This is a genomic window from Paraburkholderia sp. HC6.4b (assembly GCF_014200875.1).
In the GTDB taxonomy this organism is placed as follows: domain Bacteria; phylum Pseudomonadota; class Gammaproteobacteria; order Burkholderiales; family Burkholderiaceae; genus Paraburkholderia; species Paraburkholderia tuberum.
Window position 1 is genome coordinate 100,713 of sequence record NZ_JACHDC010000005.1, and the last position, 21,720, is coordinate 122,432.

A 21,720-nucleotide genomic window follows, 5' to 3' on the forward strand; every position below is an offset into this window, starting at 1 on the left:
TGCAGCCGGTCTTTCCCCTGAGGAACCGTTACTTCAAGGAGTCACCGTCATGTCCAGCGCCGCAGCCAAACCGATCCCGGACGGGATGCACTCGCTCACGCCGTACCTGATCTGCAAGAACGCCGCCGAAGCGATCGCGTTCTACACGAAAGCCTTCAACGCCGTCGAACAGATCCGTCTGCCGGGCCCCGACGGCAAGGTGATGCACGCGACCCTGAAAATCGGGGACTCCATGCTGATGCTGACCGACGAATGGCCCGAGCACCAAACCTTCGGCCCGAACACGCTGAAGGGCACGCCGGTCACGATTCACCACTACGTACCGGACGTCGACGCGAGTTTCAAACAGGCGGTCGACGCGGGCGCGACCGTCACGATGCCCGTCACCGACATGTTCTGGGGCGACCGCTACGGCCAGGTCAAGGACCCGTTCGGCCACAGCTGGTCGCTCGCGACGCACAAGCGCGACCTGAGCGCCGAGGAAATCCAGCAGGCGATGGCCGCGATGGACTGTTCGTCCCAAGAGAAGAAGTGAGCGGCCGATGGGCGTCGGGCAATCGCACGCCCACGCCCACCGACACCAATCCCGAAGGAGCAACGTCATGCAGAAAATCGCGCCGTGCCTGTGGTTCGACGGCAACGCGGAAGAAGCCGCGGAGTTCTACACGTCGGTGTTTTCGGCGTCGCGCATCGCCACCACGCTGCACGCCACGGACGCCGGCCCAGGACCGGCCGGCAAGGTCGTCGCCGTCACCTTCGAAATCGAAGGCCAGGAGTTTATGGCGCTGAACGGTGGCCCGCAATATAAATTCACGCCGGCCATCTCGCTGTTCGTGCACTGCGACTCGCAGGAGGAAATCGATCGCTACTGGTCGAAGCTGCTCGACGGCGGCGGCGAGCCGTGGGCCTGCGGCTGGCTGCGGGACCGCTTCGGCGTGTCGTGGCAGATCGCGCCCAACGTGCTGCTGCAGATGCTGCGCGACCCGGATCGCGCAAAGGCAAGCCGCGTGATGGCGCAGATGATGAAGATGGTCAAGCTCGATATCGCGCCGCTCGAACAGGCGTATCGCGGCGAATAGGACGGCGGCCAGCGGGCGCCCCGCCTCGCCCGCGCGATCTTTTGATAGGATCGGTCTCGACCCAACACGGCGAGACAACTACGGTGCGCGTCAACCATCAGGCCTTCTTCTGCTCGCTGTTCATCGCGCGTCTCGCCGATCAGATCCTGCTCTTCCTGGTGCCGCTCGTGGTGTTTCAAACGACGCGCCAGGTCTCGTGGTCGGGGCTCGCGTTTTTCATCGAAACGCTGCCGCGCTACCTCGTGTTCCCGTTCTTCGGCGCGCTCTGCGACCGCTTTCCACCGCTGCGCCTGATGCGGCTGAGCCAGGCGGTGCGTGCGCTCGCATGCTTCGGCGGTATCGCCGCGTATGCGCTGTTTGGCGGCATCGGCTGGCTGATCGCGCTGTCGGCCGCGTGCGGCGTGCTGACGAGCCAAGGGCTCGTCGCGCGCGAGGTGATGCTGCCGCAGATCTTCAGCACGCAGCAGATCCAGAACGTGCTCGCGTATTCGCAACTGGCCGATCAGCTCGGCTTCGTGCTTGGGCCGATGCTCGCCGCGTTGCTGCTCGGTGTATGGCATTGGGAATCGGTGGTCGCCGCGACCGGTGTGCTGTTTCTGTGCGCCGACGCCGCACTGTTCGTCTGGCAGCGACTGAGCGGCTTTCGCGCGCCTTCGCCTGTGTCCGCTCGATCGCTCACGCCCGCCGCTCACTGGAGCACGCCGCTGCGCATCGCGCTCGATCACGTGTGGACGCTGCCGGGCCTGAAGAAGGTCATCATGCTCGCGGCCGCGGAGAACCTCGTCATCGGTGTCACGCTTGCGACGTCGGCGGCGATGGTGACGGGTTTGCATGCGCAATCGAGCCGCTACTACGCCGGTCTGCAAACGGCCGGCGCGATCGCCACGGTGCTGGTGCTGCTGACGGTTGCGCGCGCCGGATGGCCGGCGCGCGTGCTCGGTGTCGTCGCATTCGTGACGATCTGCGCGGGCGGCGTGATCGCAGGCGCGAGCGCGTCGCCGTGGGGCTATGCGCTCGGCTTCCTGCTGATCGTCGGCTTCGACAAGATGTTCAACGTCTACATCCGCAGCGCGCGTTTGCAGATCATCCCGCCCGAGGACTACGGCAAGACCATCGGCGTCGCGATTCTGCTGAACAACCTGACGCAGCCGCTCGCCGGCCTGCTCGTCGGCGTGGTCTCGGCGCGCACCCAAACCGGCCCACTGATCGTCGCGCTGTCGCTGACGATGGGCGGCATCGGCGCGGCGGTATCGATCGGCTCGGCGCTGCTGCGCCGCAGGCGCGCGTGGGCGCTCGAAGACTAACGGCGCTTCGACGCGCGACGACACGCTCGAAGTTACCCACAGTTTTTGTTGGCAAATCTGTGCATAACTTCCCGGAAAAATCCGCAAGCCTTTGATACGCCTGTCGTTTTTTCGTCTGCATCGAAGGTGCGGCAGCGCACGGAGTTTTACCGGGGTTCATGAGTGGCCGGCTGTGCGCAGACCGTCGTCAGCGCCGTGCGCATGCGAAGAGTTTCATCAGATTTACACGCTCGTCAGCTAAACCCGGCACGCTGTAATTCGTGACAAAAATGCCACGTTCTATTGCAGCGAAATTAGCCGCATTTCTGCTTAAGAATTCACGAAAATTAACGATCCACACATAGCCTAAATTTTTTGTATCGATGACAATGGGTCTGCATGCCCTGACGCAATCGGGGCCCACGCTTCCGCTTAGGATAAGGTATTGAGTCAATTCGCTGTGAACTCGATCCGAATATCCGCCGCAAATCATTATTAACAGATATAAATCTTTAAATCCCGATCTGCTAAATTCAATTTAAATCACATTTGTCAAATGCGTCCGGAGTACCGCATCTTTAACCAAATGCTTCGGCGAGCGCAGCAATTACGGCGCGAAACCGGCGCCGTGCCCGCGGACGTCGGCCCCGCGCTACGCGAAGACGCGGATGCTGCCGGCCTATCGCAGGGACGGCGGCGCGCGCTGAAAACGCTCTGGGGGCTTGCGATCGCCGCGCCCGCGGGCTGGCTCGCGAGCCGCTTGCCGTGGCAGATGTGGACCGCCGAATTCCACACCGGGACTGGCGAACTGGACGACGTGCTGCTGGCGGACGGCACTCAGATCACGCTGGGCAGCGCGAGTGCGATCAACGCCGCGTTCGAGGCGAAGGTTCGGCGCGTCGATCTGCTCGGAGGGGAAATCATGGTGCGGCCCGTGAGCGATGTTGGCGGCGCACCGGGCGCCCGAACGACTCATGCGCCTTTGCTCGTGCAGACGGCCGAAGGCGTCGTCCAAGCGCGCGGCGCGCAGTTCAGCGTGAGGCAAGGGGATGGTTTCACACGCGTGGCCGCGTTTCGCGGCGACGCGCTGGTGAGGCCGGCATCGGGCGCGGCGCTGGTGCTGACACAAGGCCAACGGTGCACGCTGACACGCTTCGGCGTCGCGGCGCCGCAAGCGCTCGACCCGCGCGAGGCGATGTGGACGCGTGGCCTGCTCTACGCGAACAACATGCGTATCGCGGATCTCGTCGACGAACTCGCGCGCTATCACACCGGCGTATTGCGCTATGCCGACGACGTCGCCGATCTGCGCGTGTCGGGCATCTATCAGCTCACCGATACCGACGCGACGCTCGCGCTGCTGCAGCGGACCTACCCGATCCGCTTGCGCTCGATCACGCCTTACTGGACCCTCGTCGAAGCGCTCGACAGCGCGAAAATCTGACGCTCAGGCCGCGACGGCCTGCGGCAACGCGAGCCCTTGCTCGCCCTGCTCGCCGCCCAGCGCATCGAGCAGATCGCGCAGCATGCGGTCGAGCTCGGCCGTCATCAGCGCAACGTCGGAATCGAAGCGCTCGTCGTCGTTCTGCGCGGTCGGGTCGCTCGCTTCCTTGAGCACGTCGAGCGGCGCGACGCGCTTGATCGTCAGCGACGGCGTCAGCACGAACGACACGCGATCGTTCCACGTCATCGCAAGCCGCATGCATTGCTTGCCCGCCTCGATGTGGCGGCGCATGTCTTCGGCGTCCAGCGCATGCCCGACATAGCGCACCGTCGCGTTGCCCTCGGCGGGCGAACGCAGCTCGGTGTCCTGATCGAGCGTGAAACCCGCCGGCGCGTCGCCGTCGAGCAGCCAGCTGGTCATCGCCGCGACCGGCGACTGCGCGACGCGCACCGTCATCAGCGGCAACTGGTCGATCGACTTCACGAGCAGACCGCGCACATCGTCGGCGACCGCCTGCGACGCCGCGTCGATCACGAGCCAGCCATTCGTGCAATCGATCCACACGCGCGTATCGCGGCGGATGCTGAACGCGCGCGGCCGCAGTTCGTCGGTGACCTGCTCCTTCAGGTCGCGCATCTGCTTGCGGCCCGGCTTGAAGCCCTGCTGCTCCTCGAGCTCGGCCGCGCGCTCGCGCGTGACCTGGGTGACGACCGACGCGGGCAGCAGCTTCTTCTCGGCACGGAACGTCAGCAGCATCTGACCGTTCATTGCGTAGACCAGCGAGTCGCCGTCGCGCGGGGGCGCCCAGCCTTGGGCCTGCATCTCGACGCTCTGGCCGGGCGCGAACGCGTACGGCGCGAGCCACTTCTGCATCTGTTCAGGGTTAACGGACCACGGCGCGGGCAGACGGTGCAGCTGAAGGTTTTTGAACCACATGAGCGAAGTCGGATTTAGGCAAAGCGCAACATTTTATCCGAGGAGAACCAGCCGGGGCGTTCTGGCGGACGCAATCCTGCAGACCGCCTAATTTCAAAAATTAAACGAAAATCTCTCCAACTGCGGCCCAATTATCAAAACGTCGCCGATCTCAGCAGAATGCGCTTCGTCAACCCACTTCCCAAGAGCGCCTCCATAGTCGAAGCCGTCATGGTTTGACCGTAGCCGGCCGCCCGCGCGTTTTGGCGGCAAATCACCTAGACTTTTGGACAGGACAGACCCAGACGGAGGCGGTCATGGCCGACCAAACCGCAAGCTGGCAGACGGTGCAATACGAGGGCTTCGAGATACACGTGTCACCTGTCGCGAAGGATCCGCCCGACCCGGCGCATGCCGCCGATGCGGCCGCGAAAAACAGCCGCTACACGTATCTAGGCTACGTCTGCCATCCGGGCGCCAACCCCCAGCTTCCCGGCCATGCGGTGCCGTTTCACGCGGACGGCGAGGAGAGCTTCGCGAGCCTGGCCGACGCGCTCTCCGAAGCGGTGCACGTGGGACGCAGCATCGTCGACGGCACGCATCCGGATCTGACGGTGCTGCCGCTCGTAACGCGCGGCGTTTGACACACGCAGCGCGTCAATCAGCCGTTTTCGGCTCGCCGCCCGTCAGCCCAACGCGCGCTTGATGCGCGACTTCAGCAGTGCACGGCGCAGCCGGCCGGTGCGCTCGGGCTCGCTGACCGCGAGCGTGCCGTCGATGGCGGTGCCGCGGCGCAGGTAATAGCGGTCGAAGGTCGCCTGCGTCATCCCCCACTTGTTGAGGAACTGGCGACGCCCGTCGTTCTTCACGATCTTGCCGGTGCTCTTCTGCTGGAAGTGATAGACGAGACTGTCGCCGACGCCGACGAACACGCGGCAGCCCGCGTCCCACAGCTTCATCGAGAAATCGTTGTCGCTGCTCATGCCGGGGCTCAGTTCGCTGCTGTAGCCGCCCACCTTGAACCACCAGTCCCGATGCACGAGCGTCGGCGGCCACGTCGCGCCGCGCCAGTCGGCGCGCACGAGACCGGCCGCGGCGGCGACCAGTTCGTCGGCGCGAAACGCCTGCGCGTCGCGGCCGAAGTCGCGCACGACCACGCATGGATTGCCCGAATCGACCGGCTCGATCATCGTGCCCGACAACATGAACAGGTTGTCGGCCGGCATCTGCGCGAGACGCTTGACGAGCGCGTCGTCCCAGCCGGGGCAGCAGTACATGTCGTCGTTCATGTAGACGATGTAGTCCTGCGTCGCGCGCGCCGCCGCGATATTGACCGCGTGGCAGATGCCGATATTGCCGGGCGACGCCGTGTGCTCGATGCCCTCGTCGCGCACCCACGCGAGCGTGCCGTCCGAACCGTCGTTCACGTGCACGAGGAGCTGGTGCGGATGCGTCGAATGACGGCGCAGGCTTTTGATCACGAGGCGCAGATAAGGCAGGTTGTTCCAGGTCGGGATGATGATTGAGAACATCGAGTCGGTCCGTTGAGCTGGGCGCGGGGCGCGGCATGCGCCGCGCCCCGGCCATGAATGTCGCGCGATTGTACCGCCCCCGCCTGCTCGCACGACAGACGCCGCCCGCCCCACCCGCATGCCGCGGACCAGCGGAACCTTCCCGCGTGCGGCAGCAAGCATTTCGCAAGGAAGCGCATGGTTATAATCCGGATCGCTCTACCGTCTTGAGAAACTCAAATGGTCCGGCACCCCCTGCAATTTCACCACCGGAACGGTAGTGTTTTCATCGATAACGTAGACCTATGATTTTTGCTTCCAGTCTGGTCTGGCTCACGTCGGCTCTGCTGTTTCTCGCGCCCGCCGTCAATCTGATGTGGCGCGGCGGCACCGGCTACTGCTTTTTCGCGCTCGTCGCGCTCGCGCTCGGCGCGGCCATCGTCAACCGGCGCATGCCGGGCTATTTCTCCGCGTTGCGGACCTACCGCTGGTTCACGATCGGCATGCTCGCGTTCGTCGTCGGGATCGGCGCGCAGCAGTTGGTGCTCGGCTACTGGCTGCCACGCGAGTTCGACAATGCGTCGCGTTTCGTGCTCGCGCTCCTGGTGTTCCTGCTGCTGCGGCAATTGCCGTCGCGCAATCTGCGCTTTATCGGCTGGGGCTGCGCGGCCGGTGCGCTCGCGGTCGGCGCATGGGCGTTCATCGATCAGCCGCCCGGCGGCTGGACCGACGCGAACCGGCTGAACAACTCGTACACGAACGCGATTCCGTTCGGCGATACCGCGCTGCTGCTCGGGTTCCTGTCGGTGTTCACGCTTGGCTGGGACAATCCGCGCGACTGGCGCGTGCTGGTGCCGCGCGTGCTCGCGCTGGTGTCGGGCGGCTATGCATCGTTTCTGTCGGGCTCGCGCGGCGGCTGGGTTGCCGTGCCGGTGTTCGTCGTGCTGCTCGGCATGCAGTACCACTGGTTCACGCACAAGAAGCGCCTGCTGATCGCGACGCTCGTCATCGTGATCGGGGCGGGCGGTCTGTTGTCGACCGAACGGGTTCAGAAACGCTTTGCCGAGGTGCCGAACGACGTGTCGATGATGCGCAAGGGCGAGGACGACACGGCCACCGGCCTGCGCCTGCAACTGTGGAACGCGTCGCGGATGATGTTCGAGCGGCATCCGGTGTGGGGCGTCGGCAAAGGCCATCTGGTCGACGAGCTCGGCGTGATGGCGAAGCGCGGCGAAGTGAAGGCCGAGATCGTCAACGAGCGCGCGCATAGCGACTTTTTCTCGACGCTCGCCGAGATGGGCGCGGTCGGCGTGATCTGCCTGTTGCTGTTCTACTACGGGATCACGGTGTATTTCTGGCAACACCGGCATGCGACCGATCCGGCGATTCGCGCCGCGTCGTACGCGGGTCTCGCGGTCGCGGCGAGCACGGTGATCTTCGGGCTCACTATCGACGTGCTGGTGCCGATGATGGTGGCGGTGCTGCTCGCCTCGCTGGTGGCGACGCTGCTGGCGGTGATCGATGCACGCAAGCGCGAGTTGCGAAGCGAAGCGCGGACCACGCCGGCGCCAGCCGCGGTCGTGCGCGAGACGCAGCCGCGCGATTGATTTTGATTTGACGAGAAGCGGCAACCCGAGCGCGGCGCGCCGCCCTCATCCCCGCGTGAACACCTCGTAAAGCGCCGCGACGTGCGCGTCGACGCTCGGGTCGTACACGAGGCTGTCGCGCGGCGTCGCGATGCGCGCGGCGCCGCTCTTCACGCGCTCGACCGCCTGCTCGATCGCGCGCTCGAAACTACCCGCGGTCTGCCGTGAGAACTCGATCTTCACGGCACCGGTCACCGTCTCCGCCGAGCCGACGTTGTCGGCGATCACGAGCGGCGTGCCGCACATCACCGACTCCACGCCGACGAGCCCGAACGGCTCGTACGCCGACGCGACGACCGTGAAATCGGCGGCCGCGAACAATTTCTCGATCTCCTTGCTGTAACCCGCGTAACGAATTGTGTCGCCGGTTTTCGGCACCGGGCGTCCCGCGACGACGAGGCAGACCGGCAGCGTCGTGCGCGAGAAAAACGCTTCGAGCAGCGGATAGCCCTTGCGCTCGTGACTCGTCGACGAGAACACGAACATCACGCGATCGTCGGGCACGCCGAGCTGGCGGCGCACGGCCGCGCGCGCGGCGGCGTCGAGCGGCCTGAAGCGTGCGGTATCGACGGGCGGATAGAGCACGTCGATCCGCGCGGCCGGCACGTCATAAAAACGCTGCAACTCGCGGCTCATCAATTGCGAATGCGCGACGATCGAGCGCGCCCGCGTGTAGACGCGCCGCTCGAGCTCGATCTGCCATTCGTCGCTGCGGCGCGGCGCGCGGCCCGCAGCTTCGAGCGAACCCGGATGCGTGCCGCCGCACAACGCGACATCGGCATGCGTCGAGTGATTGATCGAGAACACGCACGCCGGCCGATGCCGCTTCAACCGCTGCTTCAGACGCCAGTCGAACGCGAGGTTGCGCAGCTTGCGCGGCGCCCAGCGTACGTCGAGCGGCTGCGCATCGATCCACGCGGCCTCGGGCAGCGCGCGGTCGATCTCGCGCGCGAACAGCGTCGGGCGCAAACCCATGCGATGCAGGCCGGCGATCACGTCGCGCGTGTAACGCTCGGCGCCACCGCTGTTCTTCAGCGCCTGGGCGGTCAGTGCGATGTCGGTGAGGGGGCGGCGGTTCGGGTCGAGGGCTGCGTCGCGGGTTGGCTCTGACAAGGATCGGTCTCGGTGAGGCGCACGCGCGGGCGAGGCCGTGGGTGCGCAGTTTCGGGGCAGCGGCAATTGTAAAGGATGGGTTTCGCCGGGCTCAGCTCGGGGTGCCCGGGTTTGCCGCGTGCGTCGCGCGGCGCGACCGTCAGCGGCTAGAATCTAGGCCAATCGCCTTCGTCCCGACTCCATGACCGATAGCCCGCCGTCCGCCGCAACCGCCGACACCGCCCGCCCGCTCGTCTCGATGCTGCTGATCGCCTACAACCAGGCAGAGCAGATCGGCGACGCCGTGCGCAGCGCGCTCGCGCAAACCTACGAGCCGCTCGAAATCATCGTCTCCGACGACGCGTCCAGCGACGCCACCTACGCCGCGATCGAAGCGGCGCTCGCCGGCTACGCGGGCCCGCATCGCGTGATCGCACGGCGCAATACCGTGAACCAGGGCATCAGCGCGCACCTGTCGCAACTCGCGCAGCTCGCGCACGGCGAGCTGCTGTTCGTCGCCGCCGGCGACGACATGTCGGCGCCCGAGCGCTGCGAGCGCGTCGTCGACTGCTGGCTCGCGCATGGGCGCCGCCCCGACCTGATCGCCACCGATCTCGCCGACATGGACGAAGCGGGTCACGTGCACGAGCGCGTGAGCCCGACCGAGCTCGATCGCTATCGCAGCTTCGACGACTGGCTCGTCGAGCGTCCATGGCTGATCGGCGCGGCACATACGTGGTCGCGACGCCTGATCGAGCGCTTCGGGCCGATGCTGCCGGGCGCCGCGGCCGAGGATCAGATCATGGTGCTGCGCGCGATCCTGTCGGGCGGCGCGATCAGTCTGCGCGAGCCGCTGGTGCGCTATCGGCGCGGCGGACTTTCGCGCAAGCGTCGCTACCAGTCGGTCGACGAGCTGATCGCGCGGATGCGGCAAAGCAATCGCTACGGACTCGCGGAGCTCGCGCAACTGCAGCGCGACGCTCAGATCGCCGGTGTGGGCGAACGCATGCGCGCGGCGATGGCGCCGAAGCTCGCGCGCGAGCAGTTCATCCATGCGATGTTCGAAGCGGGCAGCCTCGGCGAACGCCTCGGGCTGGTGACGCGCAGCGCCGGCGTGAAGCTCGGGCTGCGGATTCGGATGTTCCTGTATGCGAGTTGCCCGATGGTCTACGCGCCGGGCATCTGGATCAAGCGGGTCGTGCGGGGCAGAAAGGCCTGAAGACGACGATAGGATCTCGCGGTGCCTGGCGACGCCACATCGGTCACGAAAGTCCGCGCGACGCGCCGCGCCGCTGCCGCAAGCGTCGCGCGAGACTCGGCCTTCGCACCTCGACGCCGAAGCTCAGCACGCTCGCGCGCAAGCGCCGCAGGATCTTCACCGAGCGCACGAAGGTCTCGCCGGTGTGGCTGATCATCACGAACTCGAATGCGCCACGCCAGCTCGCGACACCCCGCGAAAACGCATACATGTCGTGACGCGCATCGACGGGCAGCTCGGCGCCGAAGCGTCGCGCGAACACCCGCACCTGATCCGCGATGGCTTCGATCTGCCGCTGCCGGCTCGCGCCGCGCCGTCGTGCCGCCTCGGCGCCGCATTCGTCGCGCGCCGCGCCGCGCTCGTTGGTCGCGCTCGCGCCGACCGCATTGCCGTCATGCTGCCGATACTTCAGATGCGGCGCCGCGACGTGGCGAATCTCGCCGAACGACGCGACCACCATCGCGAGCCACCAGTCGTGCATCACGATGCCGGGCGGGAACGGCAGCGCGCGTTCGAGCGTCGCGCGATTGACGAGCATCGCGCAGCCGGGCACATGGTTGCTCAGCAGAAAATCGCGCAGTCGCGTCGCGCAGCGCGACTTCGCGGTGATATCGAACAGCGAGCGTGACATACAGCACAGCGTCGAGTCGACGAGCTCGATGTCGCAGAACGCGAGCGCCGGCGTCGCGGCGGCGTCGTCCGCGCTTTCCACGCGCCGCAGCTCGCGCATCAGATCGGTGACCTTCTCGGGCGCCCAGACGTCGTCCTGGTCGGCGAGCGCGATGTAGTCGCCGCGGCAGCCGGCGAGCGCGCGCTCGAAATTGCCGACGATGCCGGCCCGCGTGCCATCGCCGACGAGCCGCACCGGCACGCGTCCCGTATGGGACGCGAGCAGTTCGCGGGTGCCGTCGCAGGAGGCGTCGTCGGATACCACGACTTCGAGATGGGGCCAGCTCTGCGCTTCGAGCGAAGCCAGCAGCTCGGGCAGATAAGTGCGGCCGTTGTACGTCGCGAGCGCGATGGAGACGAGCGGCTTGCTCGGATCGTCGTGAGACATGGGCAGTCGATTTCCGCGAGGCGGACCGTGATTGCCCGCCAGCATGCGATTAGCGCCGAAAAAGCGCAATAAATTGAGACTTAAACGCAACACCGGCCCGCGCTCCCGTTCGCAATGGCCGGATCAAACCGGGCTTTGCTGGAACTGGATGCGATGCAGATGGGCGTACAAGCCGTCGTGCTCGAGCAGCTCGCGATGGCTGCCGCGCTCGACGATCCGCCCCGCCTCCATCACGAGGATGCGGTCGGCGCGCTCGATCGTCGACAGGCGGTGCGCGATCACGAGCGTGGTGCGGCCTTTCATCAGCGTTTCGAGCGCCGCCTGCACGTGGCGCTCGGACTCGGAATCGAGCGCCGACGTCGCTTCGTCGAGAATCAGGATCGGCGCGTTCTTGTAGATCGCGCGCGCGATCGCGAGACGCTGGCGTTGGCCGCCCGACAGCATCATGCCGTTGTCGCCGACGAGCGTCTCGATGCCCTGCGGCATCGCCTGCACGGTGTCCCACAGGTTCGCCGCGCGCAACGCCGCCTTGACCTTCTCCGCATCGACTTCCTGACCGTACGCGACGTTGTGCGCGATGGTGTCGTTGAACAGCACGACGTCCTGGCTCACCATCGCGATCTGGCTGCGCAGCGCATGCAGGTCGTATTCGGGCAGCGCGACGCCGTCGACCAGAATCGCGCCGCCGGTCGGATCGAAGAAGCGCGGCAGCAAGTTCACGAGCGTGGTCTTGCCGCTGCCCGACGGCCCCGCGAGCGCGACCATCTCGCCCGGCGCGATCTTGAACGACACCTGGTCGAGCGTATGGCGGTTGTGCGTGGAGTTCGTGCCGTAGATGAACGACACGTCGCGGAACTCGACCTCGCCGCGCGCGTGAGCGAGCGGCTTGCCGCCGCCTTCCGGCTCGGCCGGCTCGTCGATCAGGCCGAAGATCAGCTCGGCCGCGGTCATGCCGCGCTGCAACGGCTGGTTCACGTCCATCAGATGCTTGAGCGGCGAGATGATCAGGAGCATCGACGTGACGAACGCGACGAAGCCGCCGACCGTCGTCTGATCCGACGACGACTGCACCACCGCGATCGTGATCACGACCGCGAGCGCGATCGACGCCAGGAACTGCGTCAACGGCTGCGCGAGGCCACCGGAGACCGTCATGCGCATCGCGTAGCCGCGCAGGCGCCGGCTCATCGCGGTGAAGCGGTCCGTCTCGTATTGCTCGCCGTTATGCACCTTGACGACCTTGTAGCCGCCCACCGTTTCTTCGACGATATACGACAGCTCGTTGGTGAGCAGCTGATGCTCGCGGTTCAGTCGCCGCAGCCGGCGATTGATCTTGCCGACCAGCCAGCCGATGCCTGGCAGCAGCACCGCGACGATCAACGTCAGACGCCAGTTCAGATAGAACAGATAGCCGAGCAGGAAGATCACCGTCAGCGAGTCGCGCACGAGCGTGACCATCACGCTCAGCAGCACGTTCAGGATCTGATTGACCTCGAAGACGATCGCGTTGATCACCGTGCTCGCGGTTTCGCGCTGGAAGAACGCGACGCTCGTGTGGATCATGCGGTCGAACATCTTCAGACGCAGCTCGAGCAGGATCTTGTTCGACACGTACGCGAGCAGATAGCCGGACGCGTACTGTGACACGCCGCGAATCAGCGCGAGGCCGATCACCGCGATCGGCACGAGCCACTTGGTCTTGTCGACTGCGTGCGAGCCGAAGCCCTTGTCGAGCAGCGGCTTGAGCAGCGCGGGAATGGCGGCGTCGGTGCCGGCGCTCACCGCCATCGCGATGATCGCGCCGACCCCGACCCACAGCAGCGGCTTGATGAAAGGCCACAGGCGCCGCAGGACGACGGCCGGCGACGACGCATCGCCTGCCCCCATGGGTTTGCTTAACGTTGGCTTCGCGCTCAAGGAATCCTCTGGAAATGCGGAACGGCGAGCACGCGGCGCATGATCGGGCGGCCACGTGAAATATCAAAAAAGAGCATTGTAATCGGTTGCAGATGACGGCCGGCGCTCGGCGCGCGACGGCATGCGCGCAACGCCTGGCGGATCGGCGCCGTGGTGTGGGGACGGATGAGATGTGTATACTCGCTGCTCGATTGCCGGGTCGCGACCCGCTCCGTCACTTCGTCCTCCACGCAACTCAGGTATGCAAGAAACCACTCTTGGCGTTGCCATCATCACCCGGAACGCGGCGGCGCGGCTGGCCGAATGCCTGCAAGCCGTGGCCTTTGCCGACCAGATCGTCGTGATCGACGGCGGCAGCACCGACGGCACCGCCGACATCGCCCGCGCGCACGGCGCTCGCGTCATCGAACAGACGGACTGGCCGGGCTTCGGCCCGCAAAAGAACCGCGCGGTCGATGCACTGACCACCAGCTGGATCCTGTCGCTCGACGCCGACGAAATCGTCACACCGGAACTCGCCGCATCGATTCGCGCGACGCTCGCCGCGCCCGTCGCCGACGTCTATGCGGTGGACCGTCTGTCGAGTTTCTGCGGCCACTGGGTCCATCACAGCGGCTGGTATCCGGACTGGATTCCGCGCCTCTTCAAACGCGGCACCGCGCGCTTCTCCGACGACCTCGTGCACGAGCGCCTCGTGTTCGACACGCCCGCGCAACGCCTGACCGGCAAGCTGATGCACTACTCGTACGAGGACTACGAGGGTGTGCTGCGCAAGCTCGACGCGTATTCGACGGCCGGCGCGCGGCAGCGTTACGAGGCCGGGCAGAAAGGCAGCATTCGCCTCGCGCTCGGGCGCGGCCTGTGGGCGTTCGTGCGGACTTATCTGCTGCGGCGCGGTTTTCTGGATGGCCGCACCGGGCTGATGATCGCGCTGTTCAATGCGGAGACCGTGTACTACCGGTTTCTGAAGCTGGCGCGCCTGGAAAAAACGGGCGGGCGGTAAGGCTAGCCGGTACACGCGGCACTGGCCCATCCATACCGCGGACCTCGCTCAATACACGATTTCGATCGAGCTTCCCGCAAACTCGCCGCGCAGCGCGGCGAGCAGTTCATCGGTCGGCTTCACGCGCCACGCGTCGCCCAGACGCATTTCGCCTTGCGCATGCTCGCTGCGATAAACGACCTGCACCGCGAGCCCGTTCGGAATCTGCACCGCTTGACGCTGACGGCCGCCGTCGCCGCCGAAGCCGCCACGCCCACCGCCATTGCCGCGCGGCGCGGCCGCCGGCGCGGCTGTGGCGGACGGCTCGTCCTTGCCGGCGGTGTGCGCTTCGAGCACCCGGCGCAATGCCTGCGCGTCCGCGTTGCCGTTCATCTGCACCTTCAGCGAATCCGCGTAACGGCAGCGCGCGCGGCCGAGATCCATCACCGTTTCGACCGTGAAGCGGATGCCGCCCGTGAACGCGTCGTTGCGCGCCTGGCCCTGCACGACCAGCAGCTCGTCTTCCTTGAACAACTGCTTGTGCTCTTCGAAGACCTCGTTGAACACCGTCACTTCGCACTGGCCGGTGCCGTCGTCGAGCAGCGCGATCAGCATCTTGCCGCGCTGGGTCATCTGCGTGCGCAGCGACACGATCACGCCCGCGACCAGCTTGTCGCGCCCTTCCTTCAGCTCGCCGATCTTCTGGCGCACGAAGCGACGCACTTCGTCCTTGTATGCATCGAACAGATGGCCCGACAGGTAGAAACCGAGCGCGGCCTTCTCTTCCTGCAGCTTGCGCTTTTCCGGCCACTCCGGTTCGTCGACGAGTTCGTGGCCTTGCGACGGCGCGTCGCCCATGTCGAACAGGCCAGCCTGCAGCGCATTGGCCGCCGCCTGCTCGGCCGCTTCCATCGCGAGCGACACCGACGCGATCAGCTGCGCGCGGTTCAGATGCAGCGTGTCGAACGCGCCGGCGCGAATCAGCGCCTCGATCGTGCGACGATTGACGATGCGCCGATCGACGCGGTTGCAGAAATCGAAGATGTCGATGAAGCGGCCTTCCTCGCGCGCGCGCAGGATTTCTTCGATCGCGTTCTGGCCGCTGCCCTTGATCGCGCCGAGACCGTAGCGGATCGTGCGCGAGCGCTTGCCGTCGGCTTCGGCGACCGGCTCGAAGCGATACGCGGACAGGTTCACGTCCGGCGGCAGCACGGCCATCTTGTTCGCGAGGCAGTCTTCGAACAGGATCTTGACCTTGTCCGTGTCGTCCATCGCGAGCGACATGTTGGCCGCCATGAATTCGGCCGGATGGTGCGCCTTGAGCCACGCGGTGTAGTACGCAAGCAGCGCGTAGGCGGCCGCGTGCGACTTGTTGAAGCCGTAGCCCGCGAACTTCTCCATCAGGTCGAAGATTTCGTCGGACTTCTCGCGCGTGAGGCCGTTGGTGGCCGCGCCTTCCGCGAAAATTTCGCGGTGCTTGGCCATTTCCTCGGGCTTTTTCTTACCCATCGCGCGACGCAGCAGGTCGGCGCCGCCCAGCGAGTAGCCGCCGATGATCTGCGCCATCTGCATCACCTGCTCCTGGTAGACCATGATGCCGTAGGTCTCTTTCAGAACAGGTTCGACGCGCGGGTCCGGATATTCCACCACCTCGCGGCCGTGCTTACGCGCACAGAAGCTCGGGATCAGGTCCATCGGACCCGGGCGGTACAACGCGACGAGCGCGATGATGTCTTCGAAGCGGTCGGGCTGCGCGTCCTTCAGCATGCCCTGCATGCCGCGGCTTTCCAGCTGGAACACGGCGACCGTATTCGCTTTCTTCAGGATCGAGAACGACGCCGGGTCGTCGAGCGGCACCTGGGCGAGCGACCAGTCCTGCTTCGACGGATCGAGGCGGCGGATGTAGCGCTCGGCCCAATCCAGAATGGTCAGCGTGGTCAGGCCCAGAAAGTCGAACTTCACGAGGCCGACTGCTTCGACGTCGTCCTTGTCGTACTGGCTGACGACGCCGCTTTCGTCGCCCTGCGTGTACAAGGGGCAGAAATCGGTCAGCTTGCCCGGCGCGATCAGCACGCCGCCCGCGTGCATGCCGACGTTACGCGTCAAGCCTTCGACGCGCTGCGCGAGTTCGAGCAGCTGGTGCACTTCGTCTTCGTTGTCGAAGCGCTCCTGCAACAGCGGCTCTTCCTTCATCGCGTCGGCGATCGTCACGTGCTTGCCCGGCTTGAACGGGATCAACTTCGCGATGCCGTCCGTGAACATGTAGCCGAGATCGAGCACGCGGCCGATGTCGCGCACCGCCGCCTTCGCCGCCATCGTGCCGAACGTCGCGATCTGCGACACCGCGTTCGCGCCGTATTTCTCCTTCACGTACTGGATCACGCGATCGCGGCCGTGCTGGCAGAAGTCGATATCGAAGTCGGGCATCGACACCCGCTCCGGATTCAGGAAACGCTCGAACAGCAGGTTGTAGCGCAGCGGATCGAGATCGGTCACGCCGAGCGCATAGGCGACCAGCGAACCCGCGCCCGAACCCCGGCCCGGCCCGACCGGCACGCCGTTGTTCTTGGCCCAGTTGATGAAGTCCGCGACGATCAGGAAGTAGCCCGGAAAGCCCATCTTGATGATCGTGCCGCATTCGAATTCGAGGCGCTGGTAGTACGTCGGGCGTTGCGAGTCGCGCTCGGCCTCGTCCGGATACAACTGTTCGAGCCGCTTTTCGAGGCCCTCTTTCGACAGCTGCACCAGGTAGTCGTCGAGCGACATGCCGTCGGGCGTCGGAAAGAGCGGCAGCTTCGGCTTGCCGAGTTCGAGCGTCAGATTGCAGCGCTTGGCGATCTGCACCGTGTTCGCCAGCGCCGAAGGAATGTCCGCGAACAGCGTGGCCATTTCCTGTTGCGTGCGGAAATACTGCTCGGCCGTGAAGCGCTTCTGGCGACGCGGATTCGCGAGAATGTCGCCTTCGGAAATACACACGCGCGCTTCGTGCGCGGTGAAGTCGTCCGGCGTCATGAACTGCATCGGGTGCGTCGCGACGACCGGCAGTTTCAGCGATGCCGCGAGCGCGACCACCTGCTGCACGTACTGCTCGCCGCCAGGCTGGCCGTAGCGCTGCAGCTCGATATAGAAGCCGCCTGGGAACACCTTCGCCCAATGCTGCGCGTGGCGCTTCGCCGCCTCTTCGTTGCCGGCCGCCAGCGCGAGACCGATGTCACCCTGCTGCGCGCCCGACAGCGCGAGCAGCCCTTCGCCCAGACCGGATTCGAGCCAGCCGGCTTCGATTTCCGCGCGGCCGCGATACTGGTTCGTCAGCGAGGCCTTGCTGAGCAATTCGCAGAGGTTCAGGTAACCGCGGCGGTCCTTGACCAGCAGCAGCAGGCGGGAAGGCTTGTCGCGGTCGTCAGGATTGGTGATCCAGACGTCGCAGCCGGCAATGGGTTTGATCCCTTTGCCACGCGCTTCCTGGTAGAAACGGACGAGGCCGAACGCGTTGCCGAGGTCGGTAAGCGCGAGCGCGCCCTGACCGTCTTTGGCCGCCGCCGCGACGATGTCGTCGAGACGCACGATGCCGTCGGCAATCGAGAATTCGGAGTGAACGCGGAGATGAACGAAGCGGGGATCTGACATGGGCGACATTGTAACTCCACCCTTCCGCGGATTTCAGGTCAAAACGGCGCGTTGGCCATCCGGCCAGGACGAGGTCGGAGCGAGCGCTGTTTGCGCTAGCGCAACTCGTTGGCCATTCGGCCAGGTCGGGGAAAATGCCGGGTTGAGGGATAATAGGGGTTTCGCCTCTCTCGACGTGGCCATTTAACCGGCAAACGCACGGCAAACGCACGGCAAACGCACGGCAAACGCACGGCAAACGCACGGCAAACGCGCGCGAACCCGCGCGGCAAACCCCGGGTCTCATACGGGGCGCAACAGCGGCGGCACATCCCGCCGCCCCTCGCCACGCCGGCCATCTTTACCGCAGAACACACATGAGTATCGTCAATCTCGCCGCGTATCAATTCGCAACCATCGAAGACACCGCCGCCTGGCGCCCGTTCGTCACCGAACGCTGCAATGCGCTCGGCCTGCGCGGCACCATCCTGCTCGCGCCGGAAGGCATCAACCTGTTCATCGCCGGCACGCGCGAGAGCACCGACGCATTCATCGACTACATTCGCCACGACGCGCTGTTCGAAGGCAAGTTCGCGAATCTGCAGTTCAAGGAAAGCCTGTCGGACAAGCAGCCCTTCACGCGCATGCTGGTCAAGCTCAAGCGCGAAATCATCACGATGAAAAAGCCGGCGATCCGCCCCGAGCTCGGCCGCGCACCGTTCGTCGACGCGCCGACGCTGAAGACCTGGCTCGACCGCGGTCACGACGACGAAGGCCGTCCGGTCGTGATGCTCGACACGCGCAACGCGTTCGAAGTCGACGTCGGCACGTTCGACAACGCGCTCGACTATCGGATCACGAAGTTCAGCGAATTCCCCGAGGTAATCGAGAACAACCGTGCCGATCTCCAGGACAAGACGGTGGTGTCGTTCTGCACGGGCGGCATCCGCTGCGAGAAGGCCGCGATCCATATGAAGGAGGTCGGCATCGAGAACGTGTACCAGCTCGAAGGCGGCATCCTCAAATACTTCGAGGAAGTGGGCGGCGCGCATTATCACGGCGACTGCTTCGTGTTCGACTACCGCACCGCGCTGAATCCGCAACTCGAACCGACCGCGACCGCGCAATGCTTCGGCTGCCGCGCGGTGGTCACGCCCGAGCAACAGCAATCGCCGATGTACGTCGCGGGCAAGACCTGTCCGGCGTGCCACCCGGACAGCAAGGCCGCGTGCGCCGCGTAATGACAGCCGGGGGGCTCCGTGACGCGGGCGCCTCACCTGTCGTCCCCAAACCATGACCTATCGCGGACGCTTCGCGCCGTCGCCGACCGGCCCGCTGCATTTCGGCTCGCTGGTCAGCGCGCTCGCGAGCTGGCTCGACGCGCGCGCGCAGCGCGGCGCGTGGCTCGTGCGCGTCGAAGATATCGACGGACCGCGCACGGTGCCGGGTGCCGCCGAGGACATCCTCGCGACCCTCGAACGCTTCGGCATGCGCGCGGACGAAACGCCGGTCTGGCAAAGACAGCGCATGGCGCGCTATCAGCACGCGCTGGAGCAGTTGAAATCGACCGGTCTCGTCTATCCGTGCGGCTGCACGCGCAAGGAAATCGCCGATTCGCTGCTGCACGCGCACGCGCGCAACACTACACTCGCCTACCCCGGCACCTGCCGCACGGGTCTGCATGGCAAGCCGGCGCGCGCGTGGCGCCTGCGCGTACCCGACGGCGAGCCCGCCGTGATCACGTTCGACGACCGCTGGCAGGGTCCGCAGACGCAAAATCTCGCGACCGAGGTCGGCGATTTCGTGCTGCGCCGCGCGGACGATCAGTGGGCATATCAGCTGGCGGTGGTGGTGGACGATGCGGACGCGGGCATCACGCACATCGTGCGCGGCGCGGATCTGATGGATTCGACGGCGCGGCAGATTTATCTGCAGCGTTGTCTGGGTGTGGCAACGCCCGAGTATCTGCATGTGCCGGTCGTCACCAACGAGCACGGCGAGAAACTGAGCAAGCAGAACGGCGCGACCGCGCTCGATAGCGACAAGCCGCTCGAAGCACTAGGCGCGGCGGCACGGCATCTGGGGCTGAAGTTGGGAAGCGAGCCGCCCACGACGCTGGAGCAGTTCTACAGCGCCGCGACCGCGGCCTGGGCAAAACGGATGAACATTCGCGCATCCCGATGATGCGCACGCGTGAAGCCTGCTGCGTTTTCCGAGACATCGAACCGCGCGGCCCCACCGTTTTTACGCTCGAGGCGTTGCACCCCGAGCTCTGAACCCGACAGCCCGTCTTACGACGACGAAGGCGTCTTCCTCGGCATTCCGAAGCCACCGAGCAACGCTGCCAGTGGCCGCTTCGGCGCCGTCTTTTGCGGCGCGGAGTTCGACGCGGCCGTCTCCTCGATCTTGCGCACCGATGCCGGCGACGGCTCGTACGGCTTCAGGAAGAAATCGTCGACCGGTTGCGCGCGATGATGATGCGCACGGTCATACGAACCCGACGCCCCGCCCGTGCGACGGCGGCTGCGCTCGTCGCGCGATTCGCTGCGCTCGCGGCGCGGCGGACGGTCCTCGTGATGATGGCGCACCGGCGCCTCGACGGTCAGGCGCTGCAAGTCGAGCGGACGCTTGATCAGCTTCTCGATGTCGGCCAGTTGCTTGCGCTCGTTCGGGCTGCACAGCGACAGCGCGTCGCCCGATGCGCCCGCGCGGCCCGTGCGGCCGATCCGGTGCACGTAGTCTTCGGCGTTGAACGGCAGGTCGAAGTTGATCACGGTCGGCAGTTCGACGATGTCGAGACCGCGCGCGGCGACATCCGTCGCGACGAGCGCCTCGACTTCGCCGCGCTTGAACGCATCGAGCGCCTGCATGCGCTCGCTCTGCGTGCGGTCGCCGTGAATCGCGGTCGCGACCACGCCGTCGCGTTCGAGACTGCGCGCGAGCCGGCTCGCGCCGATCTTGCTGTTGCAGAACACGAGCACCTGCTTCAGGCCACGCTCGCGAATCAGCTGCACGACCGCGCCGGTCTTGTCGCCCTCGGCGACTTCGTAGACGATCTGCGTGACATTGGTCGCGGTCGAGTTGCTGCGCGCGACTTCGATGGTCTGCGGGTTGCGCAGATACGTCGCGGCGAGCTTCTTGATTTCGCCCGAGAACGTCGCGGAAAAGAGCAGCGTCTGGCGCTCTTTCGGCAGCAGGTTCAGGATGCGCTGCAGGTCGGGCAGGAAGCCCATGTCGAGCATGCGGTCGGCTTCGTCGAGCACGAGCATCTGCACCTGGCCCAGGTTCGCGGTTTTCTGCTGCACGTGATCGAGCAGACGACCCGGCGTCGCGATCAGGATTTCGACGCCGCGGCGCAGCTGCTCGGACTGCGGATTCATGTCGACGCCACCGAACACGACCGCGCTGCGCAGCGCCGTGTGCTTCGCGTAGGCCTGCACGTTCGCGGCGACCTGGTCGGCCAGTTCGCGGGTCGGCGTGAGGATCAGCGCGCGTACCGGATGGCGCGCCGGCGACGCGCTCGTACTGGCCTGCGGCAGCAGGCGCTGGATGATCGGCAGCGAGAAGCTCGCGGTCTTGCCGGTGCCGGTCTGCGCGGCGCCCATCACGTCACGGCCCGCCAGCACGACCGGGATCGCCTGCGCCTGGATCGGCGTGGGCGACGTGTAGCCCGATTCCTTGATGGCCTTCAGGATGTCGGGCGCGAGGCCGAATTGATCAAAAGTCTCGGTACTGGGCGTGACGGCTGTGTCGGACATGGTGGCTTTCGCTAAAAAGGCGCGTGGCGCGATGCGCGCGGCAGCGGTCGGGACCGCTGAGGGCATCAGGATGAAGGCGGAGCCACGTCGTTCCGCGCGAGACCCGTCTGAGTTCGGATAATGCGGCCGGCTCCGGCTGGCGGAAGCATCCGCCGAAAGCCGAGTATTGTAG

The 21,720-nt window shown here is 65.8% G+C and carries 17 protein-coding genes; 10 read left to right on the plus strand and 7 right to left on the minus strand.

Annotation, left to right across the window (positions count from 1 at the left end):
* Positions 1-49 precede the first annotated feature (49 nt).
* The 4 genes from HDG34_RS09175 to HDG34_RS09190 all read left to right on the plus strand — a co-directional run bounded on the left by HDG34_RS09175 (position 50) and on the right by HDG34_RS09190 (position 3,806).
* Positions 50-535, plus strand: coding sequence for a VOC family protein (locus HDG34_RS09175; protein ID WP_184009671.1), 486 nt, complete (start codon positions 50-52; stop codon positions 533-535).
* Between the two features lie 67 nt (positions 536-602).
* On the plus strand, positions 603-1,079 hold the full coding sequence (locus tag HDG34_RS09180; protein WP_184059400.1) for a VOC family protein: 477 nt from the start codon (positions 603-605) through the stop codon (positions 1,077-1,079).
* 83 nt (positions 1,080-1,162) lie between these two features.
* Entirely contained in the window at positions 1,163-2,383 is a 1,221-nt protein-coding gene (locus HDG34_RS09185; RefSeq protein ID WP_184059402.1) for an MFS transporter, read from the plus strand.
* A 565-nt stretch (positions 2,384-2,948) separates the two neighbouring features.
* Positions 2,949-3,806, plus strand: coding sequence for a FecR family protein (locus HDG34_RS09190; RefSeq protein ID WP_260321102.1), 858 nt, complete (start codon positions 2,949-2,951; stop codon positions 3,804-3,806).
* A gap of 3 nt (positions 3,807-3,809) precedes the next feature.
* Here the strand turns inward: HDG34_RS09190 and HDG34_RS09195 are convergent, their stop codons facing one another.
* On the minus strand, positions 3,810-4,742 hold the full coding sequence (locus HDG34_RS09195) for a recombination-associated protein RdgC (RefSeq protein WP_184059406.1): 933 nt from the start codon (positions 4,740-4,742) through the stop codon (positions 3,810-3,812).
* Positions 4,743-5,038: 296 nt separating this feature from the next.
* Here HDG34_RS09195 and HDG34_RS09200 point away from each other — a divergent pair, with 296 nt between their 5' ends.
* Positions 5,039-5,365 carry a hypothetical protein gene (locus tag HDG34_RS09200; RefSeq protein WP_090803681.1) on the plus strand — a complete coding sequence of 109 codons (327 nt, stop codon included), beginning with the start codon at positions 5,039-5,041 and terminating at the stop codon, positions 5,363-5,365.
* A 42-nt stretch (positions 5,366-5,407) separates the two neighbouring features.
* Here the strand turns inward: HDG34_RS09200 and HDG34_RS09205 are convergent, their stop codons facing one another.
* Entirely contained in the window at positions 5,408-6,253 is an 846-nt protein-coding gene (locus tag HDG34_RS09205; protein WP_184059408.1) for a glycosyltransferase family 2 protein, read from the minus strand.
* A 284-nt stretch (positions 6,254-6,537) separates the two neighbouring features.
* Here HDG34_RS09205 and HDG34_RS09210 point away from each other — a divergent pair, with 284 nt between their 5' ends.
* The gene (locus HDG34_RS09210; RefSeq protein ID WP_184059410.1) at positions 6,538-7,839 is read left to right on the plus strand and encodes an O-antigen ligase; all 1,302 of its coding nucleotides are present in this window, start codon (positions 6,538-6,540) and stop codon (positions 7,837-7,839) included.
* A gap of 45 nt (positions 7,840-7,884) precedes the next feature.
* Here HDG34_RS09210 and HDG34_RS09215 read toward each other — a convergent pair whose 3' ends face one another.
* A complete protein-coding gene (locus tag HDG34_RS09215; protein ID WP_184059412.1) occupies positions 7,885-8,991 on the minus strand; it encodes a glycosyltransferase family 4 protein in 1,107 nt (368 codons plus the stop codon).
* Positions 8,992-9,172: 181 nt separating this feature from the next.
* Here HDG34_RS09215 and HDG34_RS09220 point away from each other — a divergent pair, with 181 nt between their 5' ends.
* The gene (locus HDG34_RS09220; RefSeq protein WP_184059414.1) at positions 9,173-10,189 is read left to right on the plus strand and encodes a glycosyltransferase; all 1,017 of its coding nucleotides are present in this window, start codon (positions 9,173-9,175) and stop codon (positions 10,187-10,189) included.
* A gap of 43 nt (positions 10,190-10,232) precedes the next feature.
* Here the strand turns inward: HDG34_RS09220 and HDG34_RS09225 are convergent, their stop codons facing one another.
* Together HDG34_RS09225 and msbA are read right to left on the minus strand one after the other, a co-directional pair.
* Positions 10,233-11,285: a glycosyltransferase family 2 protein gene (locus HDG34_RS09225; protein WP_184059416.1), complete on the minus strand. Its 1,053-nt coding sequence runs from the start codon at positions 11,283-11,285 to the stop codon at positions 10,233-10,235.
* Between the two features lie 123 nt (positions 11,286-11,408).
* On the minus strand, positions 11,409-13,202 hold the full coding sequence (msbA, locus tag HDG34_RS09230) for a lipid A export permease/ATP-binding protein MsbA (protein ID WP_090803670.1): 1,794 nt from the start codon (positions 13,200-13,202) through the stop codon (positions 11,409-11,411).
* A 241-nt stretch (positions 13,203-13,443) separates the two neighbouring features.
* On the opposite strand from msbA, the gene HDG34_RS09235 reads away from it, so the two are divergent.
* Complete coding sequence (locus HDG34_RS09235; protein ID WP_184059418.1) at positions 13,444-14,205, plus strand: glycosyltransferase family 2 protein; 762 nt, start codon at positions 13,444-13,446, stop codon at positions 14,203-14,205.
* 48 nt (positions 14,206-14,253) lie between these two features.
* Here HDG34_RS09235 and dnaE read toward each other — a convergent pair whose 3' ends face one another.
* The gene (gene dnaE, locus HDG34_RS09240) at positions 14,254-17,820 is read right to left on the minus strand and encodes a DNA polymerase III subunit alpha (RefSeq protein ID WP_184059420.1); all 3,567 of its coding nucleotides are present in this window, start codon (positions 17,818-17,820) and stop codon (positions 14,254-14,256) included.
* 347 nt (positions 17,821-18,167) lie between these two features.
* Here dnaE and HDG34_RS09245 point away from each other — a divergent pair, with 347 nt between their 5' ends.
* The gene (locus tag HDG34_RS09245) at positions 18,168-19,031 is read left to right on the plus strand and encodes a sulfurtransferase (protein ID WP_184059422.1); all 864 of its coding nucleotides are present in this window, start codon (positions 18,168-18,170) and stop codon (positions 19,029-19,031) included.
* Positions 19,032-19,083: 52 nt separating this feature from the next.
* Positions 19,084-19,974, plus strand: a complete 891-nt coding sequence (gene gluQRS, locus HDG34_RS09250; protein WP_184059424.1) for a tRNA glutamyl-Q(34) synthetase GluQRS — start codon at positions 19,084-19,086, stop codon at positions 19,972-19,974.
* A gap of 107 nt (positions 19,975-20,081) precedes the next feature.
* Here the strand turns inward: gluQRS and HDG34_RS09255 are convergent, their stop codons facing one another.
* A complete protein-coding gene (locus HDG34_RS09255; RefSeq protein ID WP_184059426.1) occupies positions 20,082-21,548 on the minus strand; it encodes a DEAD/DEAH box helicase in 1,467 nt (488 codons plus the stop codon).
* Between the last annotated feature and the right edge of the window lie 172 nt (positions 21,549-21,720).

Excerpts from the sequence above, each read along its gene's own strand:
- HDG34_RS09175 (WP_184009671.1), top strand. The coding sequence starts at position 50 with ATGTCCAGCGCCGCAGCCAAACCGATCCCGGACGGGATGCACTCGCTC.
- HDG34_RS09180 (WP_184059400.1), top strand. The coding sequence starts at position 603 with ATGCAGAAAATCGCGCCGTGCCTGTGGTTCGACGGCAACGCGGAAGAA.
- HDG34_RS09190 (WP_260321102.1), top strand. The coding sequence starts at position 2,949 with ATGCTTCGGCGAGCGCAGCAATTACGGCGCGAAACCGGCGCCGTGCCC.
- HDG34_RS09195 (WP_184059406.1), bottom strand. The coding sequence starts at position 4,742 with ATGTGGTTCAAAAACCTTCAGCTGCACCGTCTGCCCGCGCCGTGGTCC.
- HDG34_RS09200 (WP_090803681.1), top strand. The coding sequence starts at position 5,039 with ATGGCCGACCAAACCGCAAGCTGGCAGACGGTGCAATACGAGGGCTTC.
- HDG34_RS09205 (WP_184059408.1), bottom strand. The coding sequence starts at position 6,253 with ATGTTCTCAATCATCATCCCGACCTGGAACAACCTGCCTTATCTGCGC.
- HDG34_RS09210 (WP_184059410.1), top strand. The coding sequence starts at position 6,538 with ATGATTTTTGCTTCCAGTCTGGTCTGGCTCACGTCGGCTCTGCTGTTT.
- HDG34_RS09220 (WP_184059414.1), top strand. The coding sequence starts at position 9,173 with ATGACCGATAGCCCGCCGTCCGCCGCAACCGCCGACACCGCCCGCCCG.
- HDG34_RS09225 (WP_184059416.1), bottom strand. The coding sequence starts at position 11,285 with ATGTCTCACGACGATCCGAGCAAGCCGCTCGTCTCCATCGCGCTCGCG.
- HDG34_RS09235 (WP_184059418.1), top strand. The coding sequence starts at position 13,444 with ATGCAAGAAACCACTCTTGGCGTTGCCATCATCACCCGGAACGCGGCG.
- dnaE (WP_184059420.1), bottom strand. The coding sequence starts at position 17,820 with ATGTCGCCCATGTCAGATCCCCGCTTCGTTCATCTCCGCGTTCACTCC.
- HDG34_RS09245 (WP_184059422.1), top strand. The coding sequence starts at position 18,168 with ATGAGTATCGTCAATCTCGCCGCGTATCAATTCGCAACCATCGAAGAC.
- gluQRS (WP_184059424.1), top strand. The coding sequence starts at position 19,084 with ATGACCTATCGCGGACGCTTCGCGCCGTCGCCGACCGGCCCGCTGCAT.
- HDG34_RS09255 (WP_184059426.1), bottom strand. The coding sequence starts at position 21,548 with ATGTCCGACACAGCCGTCACGCCCAGTACCGAGACTTTTGATCAATTC.